This window comes from Spirochaetia bacterium 38H-sp (assembly GCA_039023545.1).
GTDB lineage: Bacteria > Spirochaetota > Spirochaetia > Winmispirales > Winmispiraceae > Rarispira > Rarispira pelagica.
Window position 1 is genome coordinate 869,181 of record JBCHKQ010000001.1, and the last position, 16,645, is coordinate 885,825.

The following is a 16,645-nucleotide window of genomic DNA, read 5'->3' on the forward strand; positions in this document are numbered from 1 at the left end:
GCATGGCTCCTTTTTAATAGGAGAAAAAATGAAGCCGCCCTCTTATATAAGAGTAAAAGAGCTTATTACGAATGAAGAAAGCAAAACTTTTTCTGATGAGTTTATTTTTACGCTAAAACAATATTCTATTGGAGACAGCCTTCCTCCTTCTATAAGTGCAATCAAGGACGAGACACTGCCTGAGGAGGGGTATATTCTTGATACCAGAGGAGAATCAATACTTATAAAATACAAAGATAGTAGAGGACTCCTGTGGGCTGTAAAGACGTTATATCTTCTTACAGACATAAAGAACAACAGCATCCCTTCTGTTTTTATCAAAGATTGGCCGGATGTCTCCAGAAGGGCATTTATGCTTGATATCAGCAGGGATAAGGTTCCCAGCCTTTCCACTGTGTTTGAGATGATAGATATTTTATCACTTCTTAAGTTTAACGAGATACAGTTGTATATAGAACACACTTTTGCATACAGAGGGCATGAGGTAGTATGGAAAAATGCCTCCCCCTATACCCCTGCAGATATAATGAGATTGCAGCAGTATGCGGCTGCCAGAGGGATAGAACTTGTACCCAACCAAAACTCGCTGGGGCATATGGAGAGATGGCTCAAGCATAATAAATACAGGCATCTAGCGGAGAAACCGGATGGATTTACTGATCCTTGGGGGGTTTTCAGGGCAGATCCTTCTACGTTATGCCCTACGGATACTGATTCTCTTGTGCTTGTAAAAGACTTGTATTCGCAGCTTTTGCCTTTATTTTCCTCTCCTTTATGTAATGTGGGAGGTGATGAGCCTTTTGAGTTTGGAAGTGGAAGAAGTAAGGCAGAGTGTGATAAGAGGGGGAAGTCGTCTGTTTATCTGGATTATATTCTCAAGCTCAGAGATATTGCCGCATCTTATGGCAAAAGAATACAAGTCTGGGGGGATTTTATTCTTGAGCATAACGAAATTTTGGATAAACTTCCTCATGATGTTATTGTTGCAGACTGGTGGTACGATGCTGGTTATAAGTTTTCCGAGCATGCGCAATCTTTTAGAGAGCGTGATATTCCTTTTTATCTGTGCGTTGGGACTTCTTCCTGGCTTTCTCTTGGAGGGCGATGGGAAAACGCACGGCAGAATATCCTTGAGGCTATAGAGGCCGCAAGGCAAAGCTCTCCGCTGGGACTTATGATTACGGACTGGGGGGACCAGGGGCATTTTCAGCAGCTTGCAGTGTCCATGCCCATGCTTGCCTTGTTTGGAATTGCTGCATGGGATAATTCTGTAACAGATGATGTCGCACTATGGGAAAATGCAGGGCTTGATTTTACAGCTTCTCACATCTACGGTGATACAGAACTTTCTGTAGCTGCATATAAGCTTGCAAATCTTCCTATTATAAAGGAAGCCGGATGGCATAATACAAGCCCTCTTGCTGTCATACTGATAGACCATTTTTATCCTTATTATAGATCTTCTTATTCTCAGTTTAGAAACAGAAGTTTTTCTCCTGAGAAAGATATTATAGCAGAAGCAAGGGAATCTGCTGTTTCTGCTTCTCCATCCCTTTGGAAGGACGAGCTTCTTTTTACCTGCGATATTCTTGATTTTGCCTCAGATTATGCGGAGGCTTTTCTTGCAACACCTGATTTTAAGGCTTCTCAGATTGAGCCATCTGTTTCTTCTGAGCTTTTCACACGTCTTGAGCGGCTTGTTTTTGACTATGAGACAAGGTGGCTTATGAGAAACCGTATGGGCGGACTTGTCGATAGTGTAGGAAAGCTTAAGGGGATTTTTGATCTCCTTGTCAGATAGGCGGGGCATTGCCCCGCTTTTTTAGTCTTGTCTTTTTTTCTGCATGGATGCATTATTGTACAGGGGTTTTATGAGTATCGAATATTTGAGAAAGCCGGAATGGCTTAAGATAGATCTTGGCTTGTCGGATGATCTCAAGCTTGTAAAAAAAGAACTCAGGGATAAGGGGCTGAGTACGGTATGTGAAGAGGCTCGCTGTCCAAACCTGCATGAGTGCTGGGGCAAATTTAGGACAGCTACGTTTCTTCTCCTGGGGGATGTGTGTACTCGTTTGTGTAAGTTTTGCTCTGTAAAACATGGTCGTCCTTCTGCTGTAGATAAAAACGAGCCAACAAGGGTTGCGGATGCTGTAAAACGATTGGGAATTAGGCATGTTGTTCTTACAATGGTTACGAGAGATGATCTTGTCGATGGTGGAGCTTCTATTGTAGCGGGTACTGTCAGAGCTGTGAGGGGTGTGGATGAGTCCATAACAACTGAGGTTCTTGTATCTGATTTTAGGGGCAACAGTGAGGCTCTTTCTATTCTTGCTGAGTCTGAGCCTGATATTGTGAGTCATAATATTGAGACAGTAAGAGCTCTGACTCCAAAAGTGCGCTCTGGCTTTTCTTATGATGCTTCTCTTGAGTTCTTAAAAAAGGCTGGGGAGGCCATTTCTTCTTATGGTGGTATTCTTAAGTCCAGTCTTATGCTGGGGCTCGGAGAAACAGAAGAGGATGTACGTGAGTCTTTGATGGATCTCAGGCACTGCGGCGTAAGGATTGTAAATATAGGGCAGTATTTGCAGCCTTCCAAGGAGCAGATATCTGTTGTGCGTTATGTTAGGCCCGAGGAGTTTTATTCTTATAAGGAATATGCTCTTTCTATTGGTTTTGATGTCTGCAATTCTGGTCCTCTTGTCAGGTCAAGCTATCATGCTGAGGACAGTGCAGGTCTTATAGGTTCTAGGTAGCTTCTTGCCGCAGGCAGGCAGAAGGTGCTTTCTTCTGTGTTTTCCAAGGTTTTTAGCGCCTTCTGCCGTTCGGTATAAATTTTTTTTTATTAAATGCTGACAAAATTGATAATGTTTGATAATATCCTATCGATATTATTTGATTTTTTTATTGTTTTGGATAATTCTTTTTAGTATATCCGGAAAGGGAGGCGTTGTGATTAAAGCGCTGTTTACAAAACAGAAGCCTATGCGCAGGGTGCTTCTTGCACTTTTGCCTGTGTTGTTATGGGCTCTTTATTTTTACGGGATACGGCTGCTTCTTCTGGGGTTGGTTGTTTTTCCCGTTGGGATTTTGGTCGAGTTTGTCATGGAGAAGAGGCGAGGACGCAAGGTCAGCGAGGCTGTTCTTGTGACCTGTCTGTTGTATCTTCTGTCTCTGCCCCCGGCTGTTCCTCTGTGGATTGCGGGAGTTGGTATTGCTTTTGGTGTGTTTATGGCCAAAGAGGTTTATGGCGGATTTGGCCGCAATGTGTTTAATCCTGCTATTGCGGGCAGGCTTTTTGTGTATATTACATTCCCCAATTTTATGACGCGCTCATGGATGGTGCCAGGGGGCTGGGGGCTTTCTCCAGATGCTCTGACGGCGGCTACTCCGCTTGATGCCATAAGACAGGGACTTGCTCCGCCGCTGTGGGATATGGTGAGTGGTATTCATCCTGGTAGTATGGGTGAGAGCGCTATTGTGCTCATTGTTCTTGCAGGGCTTTATCTTGCTTTTACCAATACGGCAAGCTGGAGGACAATGGTTTCTGTTCTTGTAGGTGCTGCAGGGCTTTCTTTTTTGCTCAATTTGATTGGCGTTTCTTCTGTTGCATCTCCTGTGTATACTCTTTTGTCCGGTAGTTTGCTTTTTGTGGCTGTTTTTATGGCAACTGATCCTGTTACTGCGCCCAACAGCAAGAAAGCGCACTGGGTTTATGGTCTTATTATTGGTTTTGTTGTTGTTCTCATAAGGTCGTTTTCTCTTTTCTCAGAGGGGACAAGCTTTGCCATACTACTTGCCAATACTGCTGCGCCTCTCTTGGATGAGCTTTTGCCCGCGGCAAAAAAGAAGACTGCTTCCGGGGGTAAAAAATGAACAGGGATTCTGTTGTTTATGTTGTTATTTTTGCTTTTCTTATTGCTTTTGTTTTTGTGGGAGTTTTGAGTGCTGCCTACATTGGAACAAAGACTATCGTGGATGACAACAGGGAGTTTGCCTTTTATAGTGCGCTTCTTTCTTCTCTTGGGCTGGATGTATCGGATAAAGCTTCTGTTGAGTCTGCTTTTTCCTCGGTGGAGGTTGCTGGATATGAGGGGCAGGATATATACAGGCTAAAAAACGCTGATAATGGTTACAACTATGCCATTGTTGTATCCGGGCCAGGATTGTGGGGTACTGTCTCCATTGTGCTTGCTGTGAGCGAAGATCTTAGCCGTATAAGAGGCCTTTCTATACTGGATCAGAACGAGACTCCCGGGCTGGGTGGTAGAATCACTGAGAATTGGTTTCTTGCTCAGTTTAAAGGCGAGTCTGTTTCTACTTCTGGTATAGATGTTGTGCAGACTGGTGGAAGCGGAGATGCGGATCGTTCTAACAGTAAGGTGGACGGTATAACAGGTGCTACGCGCACAAGCGATGCTATGGAAGCGATAGTCAATAAGGGGCTTAAGACCCTGAGAGAGGCGGTTTCTTCTCTCTCAGATTCTGATTTTGTATCTGCTGCGGGGAGGTAAGTATGGGGATGAAAGATATTTTCAAAGAAAATACATGGAGTAATAATCCTATTTTTATTCAGATCTTGGGTATATGTTCCACTCTTGCTGTTACCAACAAGCTTACCAATACTCTTATTATGACTATTGGTGTTATGGCTGTTACTGCCTTTTCCAGCCTTACGGTATCTGCTCTTAAGTCTCTTATCCCTCATAAGGTGAGGATGATAACTCAGACTCTTATAATTGCTTTTTATGTTATTCTTGTGGACATACTGCTTAAGGCATGGTTTCCCGAGGTCAGCAAAAGTCTGGGGCCATATGTGGGACTTATCATAACCAACTGTATTATCATGGGAAGAGCGGAGGCCTTTGCACAGAGCAATACTCCTCTGCTTTCTTTCTGGGATGGGCTGACATCTGGTTTGGGGTATATGTGGGTACTTATGAGTATAGCCTTTATAAGAGAGCTGTTGGGATTTGGCACTCTTTTTGATGTACGGGTTCTTCCGGAGGGCTTTGTTCCCTGGACAATAATGGTTATGGCTCCCAGTGCTTTTTTTATACTTGCAATGGTTTTATGGATTGCCAAGACTTTTATGAATAAGGAGGCCGCATGAGCCCTGATATAACGCCTATCGCCCTGTTTGTGGCGTCTATTTTTACCAGCAATATTCTGCTTGCTAATTTCCTTGGGATGTGTTCTTTTATTTCTATATCCAAGGACATGACATCCGCAAGCGGACTGGGACTTGCTGTTACCGTGGTTCTCACTATAACAAGTGCAATCAACTATCTTGTCTTACAATATGTTCTTATTCCATTGGATATAGTTTATTTGAGGTTTATCGTATTTATCATAGTCATTGCTGCTGTTGTTCAGATGCTGGAGATGATAATAGACAGGATTTCTCCTGCGCTGTATATGGCTCTGGGAATATTTTTGCCTCTCATTACTGTAAACTGTGCAATCCTGGGCGTTGCTCTGTTTATTGAGATAAGACATTACACTTTTATACAGTCTGTTGTTTATGGGCTTGGCTCCGGGCTCGGATGGTGGCTTGCCATAGTTTTGCTTTCTGCTATACGCAAAAAAATAGAAAAAGCTCCTGTACCCGCAGGGCTTAAGGGACCTGGAATCACGCTTATAACAATAGGTTTTATGGCCATGGCTTTTATAGGTTTTTCCGGCATGGTAGCCGTACAGTAGGAGGACTTCGATGCTTGATTTTTTTATACCCGCTATTGCCGTGGGAGGCATAACAGCATTTCTTGCGCTTCTCATTTCTCTTACTGACAGAATAGTAAATAACTACGGAGATGTTGAGATAGATATCAATAACGGCAAAAAAAAGCTTATAGCCAAGGGAGGTTCTCCTTTGCTTGCCACTCTGTCAAGAGAAGGCATATTTGTGCCCTCTGCCTGCGGAGGAAGAGGAAGCTGTGGCGCCTGCAAAGTAAAGGTCTTATCCGATGTGGGACAGCATCTTCCAACCGAAATTCCTTATCTTACGCCGGAAGAAATAGCAGAAAACATGCGGCTATCCTGCCAGATTAAGGTAAAACAGCCAATATCCATAGAAATTCCCGAGGAACTGTTTCTTGTAAGACGACTTACAACAACTGTAGAATCCATAAAAGATCTTACACATGATATCAAAGAGGTGCGTTTTAAGCTCCCAGAGGGGACAAATATGCCATTTAAGCCCGGGCAGTATGTGCAGCTTGTTGTCCCTCCTTATGGGAAAATCAAAGAAAGTACCCAGCGAGCTTATTCTATATCATCGGTTCCAACGGAAGAAGGCGTAGTAGAACTCCTTATAAGGCTTGTGCCTGGTGGAATTGCTACGACCTATGTACATGAGCATCTTAAAGAGGGCGATTCCATAGACATTGTAGGACCTTTTGGTGATTTTTATCTCAGAGACACGGATGCCATAATGCTCTGTGTTGCAGGTGGAAGTGGCATGGCTCCTATCAAGTCCATTCTCATGGATATGTATAACAGAGGAGCTACGGACAGAGATGTGTGGTTTTTCTTTGGTGCCCGTACTCAGAAAGATCTTTTTTATGTCGACATGTGGAAGGAACTTGAGAAAAAGTGGCCGCGCTTTAAGTTTGTGCCTGCACTATCAGAAGAACCTGATTATGAGGGAGAAACAGGTCTCATAACAGAAGTGCTTGCAAAATACATACAAGAAAAAATACCAGCCGAAGCATCCAAAGAAGGCTATCTATGTGGCAGCCCCGGAATGCTCAACGCATGTATCAATGTGATGAGATCCTTTGATATACCGGAAGAAAAAATATACTTTGACAAGTTTGCCTAGGGGAGGAAAACATGAAAAACAACCCTTTATACAAGAAAGCCTACGCCAACATGCAACCCGGGGTTATAACAGCAGATGGTTTTCTTGGCGACGATACGCGAAGTCTTGCGGACATAATAGAAGCAGACGAGGAAGCCTTTGCAGCACTTGGCCTTGAGTTTGAAGAAGTTGCGCAAAAACTAAGACAGCTTCAGACAGAAGGATTAAGAGGACTTGGAGAACCTGTTACAGTAGAAGGCAAATGGCTGGTACGTGTTGACGACGCTCGTGGTCGACTCCCCTCACCATTTGAAGACGGGATATTTAGAAAAGTAAACACAGAAGTTCTCAACAAAAAAAACAATACAAGAATAGTATTTACGGATCTGAGTCTCCATCTAATGGAGAAATACCACTTTCTAGAAGGTAAAGGTTCTCCCTTCCGTCTGGAGCCGGCCGATATAAAAGCCGTTTTATATGATACAGAAGAATAAAACAGTCCTAATATTATAAAAAATATGATACCGAACGCGCAGCCCGAAAAAGCGGGCTGCGCTGCCTGCGGCAAAATCTAATAGCTCTCATATAGTTTTTTTGACATCCTCTTAAGACAATATTATATTTTATCTCATGAAAAGCAAAGAAATCTTATCAGAAATAGAACAAAGAAGAGCCTATAGAGCTCTGGCGGAAAAGCCTATAGAGCAGGATGTGCTTGATAGACTTCTCTCTGCGGCAGTTCTTGCACCCTCGTGCATGAATAAGCAGCCTTGGCGATTTTTACTTGTTACAGAGGATGCTGAGAGAGAAAAGGTCGCGGACAGCCTTACTAGAGGAAACTACTGGGCAAAAAAGGCACCAGCCTATGTTCTTGTGATTACTTCTCTGGAACTTGACTGCAAGCTGCCACGCAACAGAGAATATGCACTCTTTGATACAGGAATGGCGGTCATGAATCTTCTTCTGCAAGCAACAAAAGAAGGTCTTTATGCACACCCCATGGCAGGTTTTGATGCGGATAAACTTGCAGAGAGTATGGGAATTTTTGATGAGTTTATCCTTGTTACAGTCATAGCCCTTGGATGGCCTGGGAGCACTGAAAGTCTTGGAGAGCAGCACCTTACAATGGAAAGTGCTCCCCGTGACAGAAAACCCATAGAATCGGTTGTTTTTAAAAACAAGTGGGATAACGATAAAGCAAAAAAAGTACAATAAGCATTATGCGTCGATAAGAAGAATCTGTACATCGCAGACATTGGTATTGGTGGGGCCTGTTATAAGCAGAGCCCCTGCTTTTTGTAAAGCATAGTAAGAATTGTTATCATACAGCATGGAGCTCATCAAAGTATATTCTTTCTTTATAAAATCTACGACATTCCTGTCTATTATGCCTCCTGCTGCATCCGTTGGACCGTCATTACCGTCAGTTGCTCCAGACAGAAAAGCAAAATCCCTATATATCTCTTTTTCTGCTAGACTGATGGCAAAGGAGAGCGCTATCTCCTGATTTCTGCCACCCTTGCCCCTGCCTCTTATGGTTACAGTACTCTCTCCACCTGCAATAAAACACACAGGCTTATCAAATGCCTTATCCTTGTTATAGCCCAATGCAAGTGATGCAAAGAAAAGCCCAAGCTGTGAGGCCTCTCCTGCAATGCTGTCCGTAAGAAGCATAACCTCATACCCCAGATGGATGGCCTCTTTCTTTGCAGCGAGCAATGCCCTTAGATTATTGCCTATAATCATGCTTTTCCCATTTTTAAAGCACTCATCTTCCCCAGATGGGGTATCCTTTATGTCTCCCCGGCTTCCCGCCTCAAGAAGTTTTACAACGGATACGGGAAGAGAATTTCTGATAGAATATTTATCCACAATGTCAAGAGCATCCTGCCAGCTGCTTTCATCAGGTACTGTAGGTCCTGATGCTATGGAAGAAATAGGGTCTCCTATAACATCCGACAGTATAAGGCTTACAAACCTGGCAGGGTACACAGCCTGTGCAAGTCTTCCGCCCTTGATTGCAGACAGATGTTTTCTTATGCAATTTATCTCGTCTATTCTGGCACCGCATGCAAGAAGTGTCGAGGTTGTGGCCTTGATATCCTCAAGACCAAGAGAAACATACTCCGTGCTCAAAGGGAGTGCCAGCAAGCTGGATGCACCGCCGGATATGAGAAAAATGACAAGTGTATCCTCCGATGCCTTCTCAGCAAGCTCTATAACAGCCCTTGCTGCTTCTTGGCTTTTGTTATCTGGTATTGGATGTGCAGCCTCAATTACTCTCAAGTCTTTAATCGGCATAAGATGGTCGTATTTGGTCACGACGATGGCCTCTGTCAGTCTGTCTGACAGAACCTCTCCTGCCGCCTTTGCCATGGGGCAGGCTGCCTTACCGACTGCAACAAGAAACACACGTTCATACTCAGACAGATCTACACGCAGGTTATCCCCTATGCCTGAGAATACAAGCTCATTGTTCTCTCTGAGCAATGACTCCTTGACAAGCGAGTAGGGGTTTACAGCTTCCACAGCTCTATCAAAAATTTTTAGGGCATTCTCTCTATGTTTCATAGCAAGATTATAAGACAAAACAGGGCAGATATCAAATCGGGTTTTATGGCTTTCCTTTATACCGAACGCTGTAAGCCGTGCAGTGTTGTGTAAAAACTATTAAGGCACGGCTTGCAGCTGCCTGCGGCGCATAAAATGCAAACATACCGATGCTTTGCTGTATTTTGCCGGAGGCAGGAGGGGGCGCGCCTTTCTCTATTGTTTTCTTTGTGCGGCGCGGTCCCGACGTTCGGTATAATGTATTGGAATTTCTCTTATGATTTACCCTATATGTGTTTTGTGTTATTATTTTATTAGTACGGAGGCTGTTTTGTTTACAGGTCTTGTAAGAGAAGTTGGTATTGTAAGGTCCATAAGAAAAACGGGTGACTCATATAAGATTGCAGTATCCGCTGTGGGGATTTTCTCCGAGCTTGCTATAGGAGATAGTGTTGCGGTAAATGGCGCTTGTCTTACTGTTACTGCTCTTGATAATGGTGTTTTTACAGCTGATATTAGCTATGAGACTGCCAGAAGAACTACTCTTGGAGAGCTTAGAGCCGGAGATTATGTCAATCTGGAACCTGCTCTAAGGCTGACAGACAGACTTGGAGGGCATATCGTCTCCGGTCATGTTGATGGGGTGGGTGTGCTAGAAAAAAAGCAGATAAGGGATGATTCGGTTTATCTTGCTTTTTCTGCACCTTCCGCGCTCTTGAGATATATAGTTGAGAAAGGTTCTGTTTGTGTTGATGGTATAAGTCTTACCGTTGCAGATAGGCTTGCTGCGGGATTTTCTGTTGTGGTTATCCCTCACACCCTGTCCGAGACAACTCTCAAAAATTGTGCTCCCGGCAGGAAGGTCAATCTAGAGTGCGATATTATTGCCAAATATGTAGAGGCTCTTATGCCCTCCGGCAGAGGATCTGGTCTTACGATTGAGAGACTTAGGGAGCTAGGATTCTAGTTTCTGTAGGAGCTTCTTTTGTGTGCAAATGGTAAAAATTTCGTGTGGCAGGGCTTCTTTTTTTGCTTGTATTGGAATAAATGCATCTATTTATTATATTAAATCTATCAATACAAAGAGGTATATATGAGCAAAAATATTTTTAATACTATAGAGGATGCTCTTGATGATATAAGAAAGGGGAAAGCTGTTGTTGTAGTGGATGATGAGAATAGGGAGAATGAGGGCGATGTCATTGTTGCTGCGGAGAAGGTAAGTCCTGAGGCTATCAATTTTATGGCAAAGGAAGCCAGAGGACTCATCTGTGTTGCTCTTACGGAGGAAAGAACAAAGGAGCTTGAGCTTTTGCCCATGACTGCTCAAAATACAGATAGAATGAGTACGGCCTTTACCGTATCTGTGGATGCCATAGAGACCGGAACGGGAATATCCGCATATGACAGGGCTACAACAGTAAAAAGACTTATAGATGATAAGGCCGGTCCTTCCGATTTCCGCCGGCCGGGGCATATTTTTCCTCTCAGAGCACGTAGTGGAGGAGTCTTGCGTAGAGCGGGTCATACAGAGGCAGCTGTGGATCTTGCCAGACTTGCAGGGCTTAAGCCTGCGGGAGTCATCTGTGAGGTGATGAAGGATGACGGCACAATGGCAAGGCTTCCTGATTTGCTTGAGTACTGTAAGAAGCATGGGCTTAAGATAATAAGCATAGCTCAGCTCATAGAATATAGAAGAAAGAAAGAACGGCTTGTAAGAAAGGATGCAGAGGCAGATTTGCCTACAAAGTTTGGCCATTTTAAGGCTGTGTCTTTTACCGAGGTGCTTACGGGAGAAACGCATCTTGCCATAGTAAAGGGAGATGTCGCAGGGAAAAAAGATGTGCTTGTCAGAGTACATTCTGAGTGCCTTACGGGAGATGCTTTGGGATCGCTTCGTTGTGACTGTGGTCCTCAGCTTGCTTATGCTCTTGAGAAAATAGAGCAGGAAGGACTGGGGGTTGTGGTCTACATGCGTCAGGAGGGCAGAGGCATAGGACTTGCCAATAAGATAAAAGCTTACGCTCTGCAGGACGGTGGCTGTGATACTGTACAGGCTAATATTGCGCTAGGTTTCCCTGATGATATGCGTGATTATGGTATTGGTGCACAAATCCTTGTAGAACTAGGGCTCAGCAGTATACGACTTATGACTAATAATCCCAAGAAGCTTGTAGGACTCTCTGGCTACGGTCTTAGTATAACAGCAAGGGAACCAGTAGAGATAAAACCCAACCCAAAAAATGAGTTCTATCTTGCGACCAAGAAGGAAAAAATGGGACATATGCTTGACAGCGTGGGAAAAGATAATAAACATAATAAAAAGAAAGAAACGGAGGAATAAATGAACAATATAATAGAAGGCAAACTGATAGGAAAAGGACTCAAAATAGCAATAGTTGCAAGCAGGTTTAATGAGTTTATAACAGGAAAGCTGATAGATGGAGCTATGGATGCACTTCTAAGGCATGAGGTTGCTGACAATGACATAGACACTGTATGGGTGCCCGGTTCTTACGAAATACCGCTTGTTGCAAAAAAACTTGCTGCAGGAAGTAAATACGATGCCATTATCTGTCTAGGAGCAGTCATCCGCGGTGCTACGCCACATTTTGACTATGTGTCGGCAGAAGTTGCAAAGGGTATAGCCCACGTCAGCCTTGAGACCGGCAAGCCGGTTATTTTTGGCGTACTTACGACTGATACGATAGAGCAGGCGATAGAGAGAGCCGGAACAAAAGCAGGAAACAAAGGTTGGGATGCAGCTATAAGCGCAATAGAAATGGCAAACCTTCTTAGACAAATATAAAATATATTTTACCGAACGGGCTGCCGTCTTAAGACGAGCAGCCCTTTTTTATGAAGATACCGCAAAATAGAAATTGTAGCTCTTACACACTGTAGAAAATCTTCTAAAAATAGCAATAATTTTTTGTGATTATCTTAGATCTATAATAAAATCATGTAAAGCAATGGTATATATATAATGTCATTATGGAAAGAAAGTTAATAATTTTTTACTTTTTTCTTGACAGGGGGAAAATACGTGCTATACTGAATTGTATACAGAATTTATTATTCTGTATACTATAATTCCATGAGGAGGTCTTTATGAAGAGATCCTTACTAACAGCTCTAATTCTTCTTCTGGTGGCTGGGTTTGCCATTGCACAGCCAGACCAGGAGTATCCTGCACGCGACATAACGGACATAGTGGTCTGGGGTGCAGGTGGCGGTACAGACACATGTAACCGTGTAATTATGGCAGAACTGTCAAAAGCACTTGGTGTCAACATCAATGTTATCAACAAAACCGGTGGTGTTGCTGGTTCTGCTGGTATGCTAGAAGCTTATTCAAAGCCAGCAGATGGGTATACTCTTGTTGGTCTTTCTGAGTCCTGCGTTACAGCAGCAGTACAGGGTGGCTGGGACAAGAGAATGAATGTCTGGGACTTCTTTATTGTAGGAGGTTCTCCTGATGTAGTATCTGTCAATGCTAATGCTCCTTATAACACACTTGAAGAACTCATAGATGCTGCCAAGGCAAACCCCGGGAGCATAAAAGCAGGTGCAAGTGGTGCAGGTTCTATCCATCACCTCAATCTCCTTGCTCTTATGAAAGGTACAGGTGCAGAGTTTAATTTTATTCCTTATCCCGGCTCAGCTCCGTCTCAAAACGCAGCACTCTCCGGTGAGGTTACAGTTATAGTAACAAGCGTTGCAGAGCAGGCTCAGCTTATCCGCGGCGGGAAGTTTAAACCACTTGCTGTTCTTGTGCCGGATGATTTTCCTGTAGGAGACAAAATCATACCTAGCGCTCTAAAGAAGTATCCTGAGCTCAACAAATATCTTCCCCTCATGCAGGCAATAGGGTTTGCAATAAGAAAGGATGCTCCGGAGAACGTCAAAGCTACTCTAAGAGCTGCCTTTAATGAGGCTATGAAGAGTGCTTCTGTAAAGAAGTTTGCGGAAGAGAACTTCTACATTCTCTCCGGGCTTTCCGGAGAAGAAGCCGGGAAGGTTTTTGACAATCTTGAGTCCAATTTTGCATGGACATTGTGGGACCTTGGCGCTGCAAAAGTAGATCCTGCAAGCCTTGGTATACCCAAGCCATAAGTTTGTCGGTACATTAAGGGGAGATTTGTCTCCCCTTAAATTTATTTGCAGAAACCGGCAGGCACATGGACAAATTATACTGAGAGGATTTTATGAAAGACAAAGAACAACTTAGGAAGTCGGATTTTTGGGTAAGCTTTTTTATCCTGTTTTTTGGAATATGGATTATAGCAGAAGCCCTAAAGATGCCGCTTACGGATTCTTATGCAGGTGTACAGAATGCTTGGTATGTATCTCCAGCTTTGTTTCCGCTCATTATAGGAAGCTTATTGATTCTGCTGGCTATACTCCTATTCTTTCTTGCCCTCAAAGAAGGAGGAGCAAAAGGATTGTTGGAGCGTATCCAGTCTGTTCCTTCAAGGATAAACAAACTTCTGGATGAGAAAAACATAAGGCTCTATGCTATTTTGTTGGCCTTTACCTCCTTTGTTTATCTTGATATTCCCAGGATAGATTTTTTTCTGAGCATATTGCTCTTTTTGGGTTTTTTTCTTACTTCGTTTTATTTTGACAATGTTCCATTACTTAAGCGTTTTCTTGTTTTTTATTTTATAGAAAATTTTATACTGCTGGTATTATTTATAACGCCAGTTGCAGATATCCTTAAGTCTCTTTTCCTTTATTCTATGGATGTGATAGCTCTTATTATGTTTGTCGCTTACATGGTTTATGTAAGAAAGAGCATATCCAATGATCAGGAACTCAGACAAAAATACAGGCAGGTTATGCTTATTTCGTGGCTTGTTCCTCTTATTATTGTTCCTATATTTCGGTATGCGCTTCTTGTCCAGTTTCCGGTGGAAGGCGGAATAGTGGGAATAATGCATCTGGTATACTACTCTATATGGTGAGGTGTTTATGAATCTCGGTGAATTGTTTTCTTTGTTTTTTTCCAATCTGGGACACATGTTGATAGATCCGGGGACATGGCTTCTATTGGCGGCTACCGTACTTATGGGTATAATATTCGGTGCTTTGCCGGGGCTTACTGCAACACTTGGTGTCGCCTTGCTTACTACAGTGACATATGGTATGGATACAGCTCATGCCATGGTTGCCTTACTTGGTATTTATGTGGGTGCAGTCTATGGCGGGTCATATTCTTCTATACTTGTTAATATACCAGGTACTGCAGCAGCTGCAGCAACAGCAATGGACGGATATCCTCTTGCCTGCAAGGGAGAAGGAGGAAGAGCTCTTGGCCTTACTACTACTGCTTCTGCGATAGGAACTGCTATAGGTATGATATTTGTAATAGCCCTTTCTCCGGTTATTGCAGCATTAGCTCTACAGTTTACATCCTGGGAGTTTTTTCTTCTTGCTTTCTTTGGCATTTTGATAAGTGGTACTCTTACTACTCCGGATGTTCCTCTTAAAGGATGGATAGCAGGTTTAATAGGCATGTTTATGGCAACAATAGGCAGAGACCTGTTGCAGACCTATCCACGTTTTACATTTGGTGTTCCTGACCTAGAGACAGGTCTTGATCTTGTCCCAGTGCTTATAGGTGCCTTTGGCATACCTCAGATTATACAGGTGCTCAGAGATAAGTTTCAGCCTCAGGAGATAAAAAAGTTTCAGCGGGTTTTTCCTGAGTGGAAGACTATATCCAAGCATTTTCCGGATATTTTGCGCTCTTCCCTCATAGGAGTGGGTATAGGCTCTGTACCCGGAATAGGAGAAGATATTGCAGGCTGGGTATCATATGGAACAGCCAAGAACAGCTCAAAGCATCCTGAGACCTTTGGCAAAGGCGAGGTTGCAGCTGTAATTTCCACAGAAACAGCTAATAACTCCTGTATAGGTGGTGCCCTTATACCTCTTCTCAACTTGGGGATTCCCGGCAGTCCTCCTGCTGCAATGCTCCTGGGAGCGCTTATGCTTCATAATATAGCTCCTGGGCCAATGCTTATGATAGATCACCCGGAGTTTGTGCCTCAGGTAGCAGCTATTTTGCTCTTTGCTTCTTTTATGATGTGGTTACTGGGTATAAATCTTGCAAAGTGGGTCGTAAAAATACTGGAAGTTCCTCCTCAACTTTTTATGCCAATAGTCGGTGTACTCTGTGTAGTAGGGTCATATGCTCTTGGCATGAGGGTGTTTAACCTCTTTCTCATGGTCCCCGTAGGTCTTATTGCATATTTTTTGACAGAGAGAGGCTATCCTATTGCTCCCCTTGTAATAGGAGTCATACTTGGTGGTATGGCTGATTCCAACCTGAGACGCGGGCTTATGGTTTCTCAGGGGTCTTTTCTCCCCATGTTTACACGTCCTGTAGCACTTATCCTTGTAATAGCTTCTGTTCTGCTTGTTTTGAGCCAGACAAAATTGTGGAAGAATTTTTGGTCAATTGTGTTAAAGAAGAAGGAAAAGAAAGCAGCATAAAGAATATGTAGCTAAAAATGTATAAAGAAGGGCAGGTAATAACCTGCCCTTTGTTTTTATAGTGACTATGGTATTATTCTTGTGAGATCGAGTTTATATGACTTTTGGAATCTTCCAAGTGGAATGCCATAAGCTCTTCTGCCTTTTTTTCATCACCAGTTTTTATTGCATTTACAATATCTACATGTTCTTTATAGCTTTGCTCCAGAGGCTTTAATATTCCCTTTACATTACAAATGAGTATGACATTGGATGATGCAACCATGGAGTGCAAAAAGGAATTCCCGCTTGCTTCCATTATGGCAAGGTGAAACTGATAATCTGTTTCTCTGTATGCAGTACTGTTTTTTTCTTTTATTGCCTTGTCAAAACTCTTGAGATATGTTTCCAGGATTTTTATGTGTTCTTTATCAGCATTTTTTGCTGCTTCTTTTGCTCCCAAGGTCTCGAGTCTTATTCTTATGTTATATAGATTTATAAGTTCTTTTGTGCTGTATTTTTTTACAAAAGCACCCCTTCGTGGGATTGTTTCTATAAGACCCTCCTGCTCTAGCTTAGATAGAGCGGACAGGAGGGGAGTACGAGATACTCCAAGCTGTTGTGCAATCTCCTCTTGCACAATCTTCTGGCCGGGATGCAATACATCCTGCACTATCATGGTTTTTACTGCATTGTAAACCTGCATAGTAAGATGCTGATACTCTATTTTAAACATATAATCCTCCTGTCCTGATATTACAACATAACAATTTTGTATTAAAAAAACAAGTATTGTTTGACAAATGTAAAATATTG

At 43.0% G+C, this 16,645-nt stretch carries 17 protein-coding genes; 15 read left to right on the top strand and 2 right to left on the bottom strand.

Annotated elements, in window-relative coordinates; all coding sequences use genetic code 11:
* Positions 1-28 precede the first annotated feature (28 nt).
* The 9 genes from WKV44_03760 (at position 29) to WKV44_03800 (ending at position 8,014) form a co-directional block, all read left to right on the top strand.
* Positions 29-1,801, top strand: a complete 1,773-nt coding sequence (locus tag WKV44_03760) for a family 20 glycosylhydrolase (protein ID MEM5947654.1) — start codon at positions 29-31, stop codon at positions 1,799-1,801.
* Between the two features lie 70 nt (positions 1,802-1,871).
* Positions 1,872-2,753, top strand: a complete 882-nt coding sequence (gene lipA / locus WKV44_03765) for a lipoyl synthase (protein ID MEM5947655.1) — start codon at positions 1,872-1,874, stop codon at positions 2,751-2,753.
* A 196-nt stretch (positions 2,754-2,949) separates the two neighbouring features.
* A complete protein-coding gene (locus WKV44_03770) occupies positions 2,950-3,873 on the top strand; it encodes an RnfABCDGE type electron transport complex subunit D (protein MEM5947656.1) in 924 nt (307 codons plus the stop codon).
* Positions 3,870-4,511: an FMN-binding protein gene (locus tag WKV44_03775; GenBank protein ID MEM5947657.1), complete on the top strand. Its 642-nt coding sequence runs from the start codon at positions 3,870-3,872 to the stop codon at positions 4,509-4,511. Before WKV44_03770 ends, WKV44_03775 begins: the two co-directional genes overlap by 4 nt.
* 2 nt (positions 4,512-4,513) lie before the next feature.
* The gene (locus tag WKV44_03780; protein MEM5947658.1) at positions 4,514-5,110 is read left to right on the top strand and encodes an NADH:ubiquinone reductase (Na(+)-transporting) subunit D; all 597 of its coding nucleotides are present in this window, start codon (positions 4,514-4,516) and stop codon (positions 5,108-5,110) included.
* On the top strand, positions 5,107-5,700 hold the full coding sequence (locus WKV44_03785; protein ID MEM5947659.1) for an Rnf-Nqr domain containing protein: 594 nt from the start codon (positions 5,107-5,109) through the stop codon (positions 5,698-5,700). Before WKV44_03780 ends, WKV44_03785 begins: the two co-directional genes overlap by 4 nt.
* Before the next feature lie 10 nt (positions 5,701-5,710).
* Entirely contained in the window at positions 5,711-6,820 is a 1,110-nt protein-coding gene (locus WKV44_03790) for a 2Fe-2S iron-sulfur cluster binding domain-containing protein (GenBank protein ID MEM5947660.1), read from the top strand.
* An 11-nt stretch (positions 6,821-6,831) separates the two neighbouring features.
* Positions 6,832-7,293 carry a hypothetical protein gene (locus WKV44_03795; protein MEM5947661.1) on the top strand — a complete coding sequence of 154 codons (462 nt, stop codon included), beginning with the start codon at positions 6,832-6,834 and terminating at the stop codon, positions 7,291-7,293.
* 136 nt (positions 7,294-7,429) lie between these two features.
* Positions 7,430-8,014: a nitroreductase family protein gene (locus WKV44_03800; protein ID MEM5947662.1), complete on the top strand. Its 585-nt coding sequence runs from the start codon at positions 7,430-7,432 to the stop codon at positions 8,012-8,014.
* Between the two features lie 3 nt (positions 8,015-8,017).
* On the opposite strand, the gene WKV44_03805 is transcribed toward WKV44_03800, so the two are convergent.
* Positions 8,018-9,370: a glycerate kinase gene (locus WKV44_03805; protein ID MEM5947663.1), complete on the bottom strand. Its 1,353-nt coding sequence runs from the start codon at positions 9,368-9,370 to the stop codon at positions 8,018-8,020.
* 256 nt (positions 9,371-9,626) lie between these two features.
* On the opposite strand from WKV44_03805, the gene WKV44_03810 reads away from it, so the two are divergent.
* From WKV44_03810 to WKV44_03835, 6 genes are all read left to right on the top strand, one after another.
* Entirely contained in the window at positions 9,627-10,316 is a 690-nt protein-coding gene (locus WKV44_03810) for a riboflavin synthase (GenBank protein MEM5947664.1), read from the top strand.
* 126 nt (positions 10,317-10,442) lie between these two features.
* Positions 10,443-11,693, top strand: a complete 1,251-nt coding sequence (locus WKV44_03815) for a bifunctional 3,4-dihydroxy-2-butanone-4-phosphate synthase/GTP cyclohydrolase II (protein ID MEM5947665.1) — start codon at positions 10,443-10,445, stop codon at positions 11,691-11,693.
* A complete protein-coding gene (gene ribE, locus WKV44_03820; protein ID MEM5947666.1) occupies positions 11,694-12,158 on the top strand; it encodes a 6,7-dimethyl-8-ribityllumazine synthase in 465 nt (154 codons plus the stop codon).
* 302 nt (positions 12,159-12,460) lie between these two features.
* On the top strand, positions 12,461-13,465 hold the full coding sequence (locus WKV44_03825) for a tripartite tricarboxylate transporter substrate binding protein (protein MEM5947667.1): 1,005 nt from the start codon (positions 12,461-12,463) through the stop codon (positions 13,463-13,465).
* A 92-nt stretch (positions 13,466-13,557) separates the two neighbouring features.
* Positions 13,558-14,316, top strand: coding sequence for a hypothetical protein (locus WKV44_03830; protein ID MEM5947668.1), 759 nt, complete (start codon positions 13,558-13,560; stop codon positions 14,314-14,316).
* Positions 14,317-14,323: 7 nt separating this feature from the next.
* On the top strand, positions 14,324-15,850 hold the full coding sequence (locus WKV44_03835) for a tripartite tricarboxylate transporter permease (protein MEM5947669.1): 1,527 nt from the start codon (positions 14,324-14,326) through the stop codon (positions 15,848-15,850).
* A 73-nt stretch (positions 15,851-15,923) separates the two neighbouring features.
* Here the strand turns inward: WKV44_03835 and WKV44_03840 are convergent, their stop codons facing one another.
* Complete coding sequence (locus tag WKV44_03840; protein MEM5947670.1) at positions 15,924-16,565, bottom strand: GntR family transcriptional regulator; 642 nt, start codon at positions 16,563-16,565, stop codon at positions 15,924-15,926.
* Positions 16,566-16,645 lie beyond the last annotated feature (80 nt).